The organism is Halohasta sp. A2 (genome assembly GCF_056175805.1).
In genome coordinates, this window is sequence record NZ_JAQFWV010000032.1 from 26,005 (window position 1) to 33,516 (window position 7,512).

The 7,512-nt window shown below is 57.0% G+C and carries 6 protein-coding genes; 2 read left to right on the forward strand and 4 right to left on the reverse strand.

Annotated elements, in window-relative coordinates; translation table 11 throughout:
• Nucleotides 1-351 precede the first annotated feature (351 nt).
• Complete coding sequence (locus O2S87_RS10715; RefSeq protein ID WP_475408784.1) at nucleotides 352-1,380, forward strand: BMP family ABC transporter substrate-binding protein; 1,029 nt, start codon at nucleotides 352-354, stop codon at nucleotides 1,378-1,380.
• Between the two features lie 158 nt (nucleotides 1,381-1,538).
• On the opposite strand, the gene O2S87_RS10720 is transcribed toward O2S87_RS10715, so the two are convergent.
• On the reverse strand, nucleotides 1,539-2,783 hold the full coding sequence (locus O2S87_RS10720; RefSeq protein ID WP_475408785.1) for an RNA-guided endonuclease TnpB family protein: 1,245 nt from the start codon (nucleotides 2,781-2,783) through the stop codon (nucleotides 1,539-1,541).
• Nucleotides 2,784-2,841: 58 nt separating this feature from the next.
• Here O2S87_RS10720 and O2S87_RS10725 point away from each other — a divergent pair, with 58 nt between their 5' ends.
• On the forward strand, nucleotides 2,842-2,979 hold the full coding sequence (locus tag O2S87_RS10725; RefSeq protein ID WP_475408786.1) for a hypothetical protein: 138 nt from the start codon (nucleotides 2,842-2,844) through the stop codon (nucleotides 2,977-2,979).
• A gap of 341 nt (nucleotides 2,980-3,320) precedes the next feature.
• On the opposite strand, the gene O2S87_RS10730 is transcribed toward O2S87_RS10725, so the two are convergent.
• From O2S87_RS10730 to O2S87_RS10740, 3 genes are read right to left on the reverse strand one after another with little or no spacing between them, the layout of a single operon-like run.
• Nucleotides 3,321-4,295 (reverse strand): ABC transporter permease, encoded by a 975-nt coding sequence (locus O2S87_RS10730; protein WP_475408787.1) that lies wholly within the window; start codon nucleotides 4,293-4,295, stop codon nucleotides 3,321-3,323.
• Complete coding sequence (locus tag O2S87_RS10735; protein WP_475408788.1) at nucleotides 4,292-5,386, reverse strand: ABC transporter permease; 1,095 nt, start codon at nucleotides 5,384-5,386, stop codon at nucleotides 4,292-4,294. The genes O2S87_RS10730 and O2S87_RS10735 overlap by 4 nt, the downstream gene beginning before the upstream one ends.
• On the reverse strand, nucleotides 5,383-6,978 hold the full coding sequence (locus tag O2S87_RS10740; protein WP_475408789.1) for an ABC transporter ATP-binding protein: 1,596 nt from the start codon (nucleotides 6,976-6,978) through the stop codon (nucleotides 5,383-5,385). The genes O2S87_RS10735 and O2S87_RS10740 overlap by 4 nt, the downstream gene beginning before the upstream one ends.
• Nucleotides 6,979-7,512 lie beyond the last annotated feature (534 nt).

The following is a 7,512-nucleotide window of genomic DNA, read 5'->3' on the forward strand; positions in this document are numbered from 1 at the left end:
TCCGCTCTTGTTGTGGAGAAAATAAACAGACCCTCACCGGCATACCACCGTGTGTGATCCAACGACGTCGCCAACACAGATATGATTGCGACACAAGAATCTGTGACAAATGCGTGATTTCCAAAAAGCACTCCGTCAACTGGACGGACTAATATAAGCAGGGTATATACCACCAACCAGCAAAAAACATTGTATGTGGGCACATGTGGCGGTCAATGGTGTTTGAATAACCCCTTTTATTAGTAGTTAGTTGAAATACAAAGTCGTATGTCTGATAAAAATGGCAGATTGAACAGAACACAAATCCCGAGGCGAGAGGTCATTGGCTCGGCCGGTGCGGTCGCTTTGTCAATGGCTGCAGGCTGTCTCGGAAGCGGGGCGAGCGAGGATGACGAAGAAGAGGAAGGAACCGTCTCTGCGGCATGGATTTATTTCGCTGAGGCTGACGATCAAGGTTGGACCTCATCACACGATACGGGTCGACAAGCCACCGTCGACGAACTCGAAGACTTGGAAAGCGATTACGTTGAGAGCGTCGAGTCTTCGGAAGTAGAACAGACCGCGGCCCAGTACGCCGAAGACGACTACGACGTGATTTTCGCACTCAGTGCAGGCTTTACCGACCCGATGGCTGCGGCCTCCGAACAGTACACTGAGACGGCCTTTGAGGTCGCCTCGGGGGTCGATACCGGTGAGAACTACGCCGCGTTCCACGAGAAGCTCTACCACGCCAGATACCTTGTGGGATACGCAGCCGGACTGGTGACCGAAAACGACAACATCGGCTACGTCGCGGCCAACCCCGTTTCGACGGTCTACCAGGAAATCAACGGCTTTGCTTCGGGTGTCCAGGACGCGAACGAGGACGCGACGGTCTACGTCCGGTGGACGAACGACTGGTACGATCCGGCGACCGAGAGCGAAAACGCTCAAGCACTGATCGACGACGAGGACGTCGACGTCATGGCCCAACACCAAGACTCACCGTCGGTGCTCGAAACCGCGGCCGACAACGACATTTGGGCGTCCGGATACGCCGAATCGGCTTCGGACTTCGCTGGGGACAACTACCTGATGACGCCAGTGTTCAACTGGGAGGTCGTCTTCAGCCAGATCATCGAGGAGGTCCGAGCAGGCGAGTGGGAGGCCGGATTCACCTTCCCGGGCATCGCCGATGAGGCAGTCGAGATCAGCGAGCCGGGTCCCGAGGTCCCCGACGACGTCGTCGACGAGGTCACGTCCATTCAAGAGGACATGGTATCGGGAGATGCCGACGAGATCGTCTGGGGTGGAACACCGTATGAGGACTGGAGCGACGAAGAGATCCTCTTCGAGTTCGATACGCTTGGTATCGACAACCTTGAAGGCGACGAACCGTGACATCCTCCCCACCCTGAAGGCGAGGACTCTGCGGAATCTTTCTGCGAGTGACATCCTCGCCCGCCGTGAACGGAGAGGGACTACGTCCCTCAAGCAATCGGGCTACGCCCGATGACGGCGGGGCTTCCTACAAGGGAAGCCTCGCGTCGAGGGAGGTTTCAGGACTGAAACGCCACAAGCGTCGTCTGTCCGGGTTTCGGACTCGGCGTGTGGTGTCCTGTGGCGGAGTCACAACCGCTCCTATCCTGTGGCGAGTCATCGCCTGCCGGTTTCCAAGGCAGGCTCTCTCCCCACGGGTCAAGGCGACCTGCGATATTGGCCGCCGCGTTGATGTCTGCTTGATACTCCGATACCCAACACTCGTCGTTCGTACACCGGAACTCTGCCTGCGAACCACGTCGACCGATATGGCCGCAGGCGTGGCACGTCTGCGAGGTGTATGCTGGATTCACGAACCGAACCGGGACACCAGCTTCGGCGGCCTTGTCCTCGATTCGGCTGGTGAGGTGAGCAAAAGCCCACCCATGCAGTCGACGGTTCATATATACGCCGTAATCCAGATTCTCACGGATGTACGAGAGGTCTTCGAGGACGATCACCGGATCATCGAACTGTTGAGCGTACTCAACAGCCTGCCGAGACGCCTTCTCGACAATATCGGTGAGTGCGTTCTGGTAGTAGTCGAACCGTGCATCACGTCGCCACTCTGCACAGTCGCGTTCTTGCAGGCGTTTCAGCGTGGTGTGCATCTCCTTTCGGAGCTGTCGAGCGCGTCCACCGTTGAACAGAAACGGCTCTTTCGGCGTTCCAGACTCCGTGAGGGCACAGCCCGTCAGGAGTTTGGATTCGCCGATGTCGAAACCGACAGGTGTTGGGTCGTCCGACATCTCGACGGCTTCGATCTCGTATTCGACGGTGACGTGCAACACCCAGTTCGTTCGGTTCTGTTGCAGGCGGAACTCACCAGCCGACAGCTCGCCGTCGAACAGATCGTCCCACAACTCACGCTGTTGTGGATTAATCCGCAACGGAATCCAGAACGCATTGCCACGCCCCGCCTGCGGGACACGCCAGCAGAACTCATGTCGACGGTCCTCGGAGTGATCGAGACGGAACCCCCGGTTGGTGAACCGAACCGGATGGTCGTCTTCGAGTTCCGAAGCACCGTAGGTGTCGCGCAGTTTCGGCACGTAGCTCTTGAGAGCGTCTTTGGCGTAGGAGGTCAGCGTGTATGGCGTTACGACATCGTTGACTGCCGACTGCGTATCCGCACCACTCTCGAAGGCGTCTTCGAGGGCGCGGCGGTAGGTCGCCACCGTTCGGTGAAGTCGACGCTCTTTGTGTGCCGTAGGTGGCGCGAGCGTGGCTTCGAGCGTTTTTGCGGCGGTTGGTTCGGCAGTCATCCGACAGAACAGTGTAGGCAATCAAAGTGCATAAAAGATACGAATAACACACATATGTATGGTCAAATCAATCCGAATAGAGGTAGAAGACGATCAACACGAACAGTTGAGCGAAATCAAAGACCGGCGCGGATATACGTGGAAAGGGTTGTTGCTGGAAGGTGCGAAAGCACTTGACACCGACGAAACGCAGTAGTGGGACAGACAGCTAAGTGCCGCATTCCTCCGGGCGGTAAACGGCCCGGTTTCCTGCTTGTAGAAAGATGATCACTGCACCACTCACGTGTACGTTCATCGTCGCTCCGTTTCCATCGAGCGCGAAGTGCACGGCGTGACGGGCCGTTCTGAATCAGTCGGTCGACAATCGCTACGAGGCATCCCCGAGATGGTCGACGAGTAGAACGTCCCACGGTCTTACAGCCGACCTACAGTTGAGGCTATCGGAGGCACCCGCCAAAGTGTTGACGCCACTGAGGCCAGACAGGAGAACCGAGAACGGTCAACACAGGGACCGCGAAAACGGGATCGGAATCAGAGTTAGTTATGTTCGCGGCTGTACACTGACAGAAGCGACGACGGCGCGCCGAGCTCCTTGATATTGCCCTGTCGCATGATGTACCAGAGAACGACGATCGTAAACAGGTACGGGTAGGTGTTCATGACCTGCGAGTTCAGCAGGAACCGGATCGTCGATTCGAGCGCGGGGATGTCGATGGCCCCAAGAACTGCATCACGAACGCCACCGGACCGGAACGAGAGCGCGTCGATCGTCGCGAAGAAGTACGCCCCACCCAACACGGACCAGATGCGCCACTGGGCGAAGATGACGAGCGCGACGGCGATCCACCCACGACCGGCGACCATCTCGACACCCCAGAAGTTGGTGAACGCCAACGAGAGCTGTGCCCCGGCGGCCCCGGCCAGCGCGCCGCCGAGAAGTACACAGGCATACTGGATGCGAAACACCGGAATACCAGCGGTGTCGGCAGTTTCTGGGTCCTCGCCGACGGCGGTGATTTCGGCACCGATGTTCGTCCGGAACAGGAAGTACCAGACTACCGGAACGAGCAGCAAGCCGAGGTAGTCGAGCGCGGTCACGCTAAACAGTCCCGTCCCGAGAATCGGAATCTCCGCGAGACCCGGGATGGGAATGCGGCTGAACCCCTCGATGTTCTGGCCGATCCAGGGTCGACCGAAGTAGGTGGTGAGACCGGTCCCCAGAAGCGTCAGCATAATTCCACTGACCACCTGATCGGTCTTCAGTGAGATACAGAGCACGGCATGGACCAGTGCCAACAGCATCCCCGCGAGGATGCCGACAGCAAAGCCAATCCAGAGACTCCCGGTGGCGACCGCACTCGCAAAGCCAGCGAGCGCGCCTGCTAACATCATGCCCTCAACGCCGAGGTTGAGCACCCCGCTCCGTTCGGCGATGATCTCACCCATGGCCGCCAACAGCAACGGAGTCGCCAACCGAACGGTCGATTCGAAGGTTCCGGCGACGAGACTCATGTCGATCCCTCCATGGTCGGACCTGCGTCCGTCTCAGAGCCGAACGATAGGTCGACTCGATACTCGGTGACGAAATCCGCGGTCAGCAAAAAGAGGATCGTCAATGCGACGATCACGTCGATCAGCGCGCCCGGAACGTCCTGTGTGATCGCAATTGTCGTCCCGCCTGCGGTCAGCACGCCGAAGAACAGTGCCGCGAGCAGTACCCGGAACACACCGTTTCGGCCGAGCAGCGCGACGGCGATCGCGGTGAAGCCGTAGCCCGGAGAGAAGCTTTCGAACAGTCGGCCGTGAACACCCGCGATTTCGACGATCCCTGCGAAGCCAGCGAGCAATCCAGCGAGCACGAAGACGGTGACGTAGATCTTGTACTCGCTAATGCCCGCCTGCATGGCGGCCGACGGATTCGAGCCGATGAACTCGATCTCGTAGCCGAGTTTCGTCCGATTCAACAGGAAGTACCCCCCCACCGCAACGACGACCAGCGAGAGCACGCCGACGTGGAGGCGGGGATGTATCACGGTTGGAAACGTTGCGGCCTCGGGGAGCCGATCCGTCGCTGCTTGTCCCCCACCGCCTTGCATCGGGCCGCGAAGGAGATAGCCGACAAAGGTCGTCGCCGCAAACGTCAACATGAGCGACGAGATGATCTCGTTGACGTTGTGTTTCGCACGGAGATAGCCCGGGACGGCCGCATAGAGCGCGGCCGCACCGCTCGCAGCAACCAGCATGAGCGGGACCAAGAGATAGACCGGGAGATCGATGTTGATACCGATATAAGTTCCCACGATGGCCCCGACGAACAACTGCCCTTCGGCACCGACGTTCCAGAGCCCGGCCTGCAGCGGAATGTAGACGGCGAGTCCCGCAAGAAACAGAGGAACAGTCGTCGTAAGGATATCTGCCATCCCACTGAGGCTGGTCGGTTTGCTCACGAACACCTCCATGTAGGCGGAAAGCGGATTCACACCGATCCACAACAGTGGGATTGCACCGACTAACACTGCTGCAATGACCGTCAGGAGGGGCGCGCTGTAGGCGAGCCACGGCGAAAGATTCTCCCGACTCTTGAGTTCGACTGTCGGGCTCATGTCGCCTCCTGAGTTTGTGACCGCTCGTCGGTAGGTTCCCTACCGGTCGACATGTACATCCCGAGTTCCCATTTGTCGGTTTCGGCGGGTGTCGTTTTGAACACAAACTCACCCTCGTACATGACGAGAATTCGATCGCTCATGTCCAGCAACTCATCGAGGTCCTCTGAGATGAGCACCACACCGGTTCCCTCGGATCGTTGGTCGAGCATGAGGTTCCGGATGTTCTCGATTGCGCCGACGTCGACGCCGCGAGTTGGCTGGTTGGCGACCAACACTTTTGGTGACCGGCTCATCTCCCGTGCTAAAATAAGCTTCTGGAGGTTTCCGCCTGACAATGCTCCCGCAGGCGTTCCACGTACATCTTTGACGCCACGTACATCGAAGTCATCGACCAATCGATTAGCGTAGTCCGCCATATCGTCATAATCAAGCAGCAGCCGACCGGTTTCGAGTTCGCCGTTGCGATAAACCTTGATACCGGCGTTGTGCATGACACTCAACGCCTCGGCGCAACCGTATTCATAACGGTCTTCTGGGACGAACGAGACGCCCGCATCGATGATCTGTCTTGGAGGTACTCCCGTGAGATCAACACCGTCTATCTCGATCCGCCCGCTTTCGAGCGGACGGTAGCCGATCAAGCACTCGGCGAGCTCCCGTTGGCCGTTTCCGCTGACACCCGCAATACCGACGATTTCACCTTCGTGGACCGTCAGGTCGGCTCCTGAGAGTGTAGCCATCCCACGGTCGTCGACCGCGCTGATGTCTTCTGCTTCAAGCACCGGATCGCCCAATCTGATGGGTTCTTTATCGACTCGGAACAGCACTTCTCTGCCGACCATCATTTCGGCGAGATCGCCCTTCGTGATCTCAGCGGTGTCGACAGTGTCGATCTGCTTGCCGTCACGAAGGACGGTGACCCTGTCTGCCATCTGTTCGATCTCCCAGAGTTTGTGCGTGATGAAGATCACCGTCAGTCCTTCATCTACAAGTTTCTGGATCGTCTCGAACATTCGTTCGGACTCGTTTGGTGTCAGCACTGCCGTTGGTTCGTCGAGGATCAGGAGGTCAATATCCCGGTAGAGAGCTTTGAGGATCTCGACACGCTGTTGTTCACCGATATCGAGTTCCCAAACCTTCGCATCGGGGTCGACTTCCAAGCCATACTCGTCGGCAAGTGCCGTAATCCGTTGTCGAGGGGCAGTTCGTTCGCGGCCGAACAGAGCCTTGAGGCCGCCGATCAAGCCTGTGTCGGTCGACGTTGACTCGCGTTCGCCTAACACGATGTTTTCCAGCACACTCATCCTCGGGACGAGCATGAAATGTTGGTGGACCATTCCAATGCCAGCATCGATGGCATCCTTTGGCGACTCGAACGTTCGAGGGTAGCCTTTGAATCTAACAGTCCCACTCGTTGGACTATACAACCCATATAGGACGTTCATAAGCGTACTTTTTCCGGCCCCGTTTTCACCGAGGAGACCGTGTACCTCACCCTTTTTGACCGAAAACGTTACCGAATCGTTTGCAACGACATCACCGAACTGTTTTGTGATATCATCGATTTCGAGAAGTGGTCGTTGAGCCATAGTTATGTAGTTTTGGTGGAGGCCAATTCACGATGAATGGTGTTCGAAACCCAGCCTCGTCGACTGTGATGTCGCGTCTCAGGTGGTACTATACGCCAAATTCGATCCAACCGATTAAGCTGACCGTGACTAACCGGACTTGTTTTTTTCGCACGTAACGCATCAATTCTTGCCAAGGCATCCATATCGTTACAGTAATTTCAAAGATTATGGTTTATATGTTTTCCCTTGGGCATATACTCAGCAATGTGGCGCAATTCGACTTGTGTGAGAACTATTTATGAATCGATCTGAAAAAACCCCACTTTACAAAGGGAATGGTGGTATCGAAGAACACAAACACTCATTTGACGGATCTTGGGCCAATATGTGGGCAATGTGGCCGTCCCAAACAGATCTGTGAGGGAGGCTCTGTTGACTTGATGGAAACGCTGCTATCCTAAGAGAGCGTGAAACAAGATATGGGGCGCAAGAGACCGACGGATTTCACGTGCCGTAGAGCACGTTCTGTTGACTGGTCCGTGTGCGAAAGAA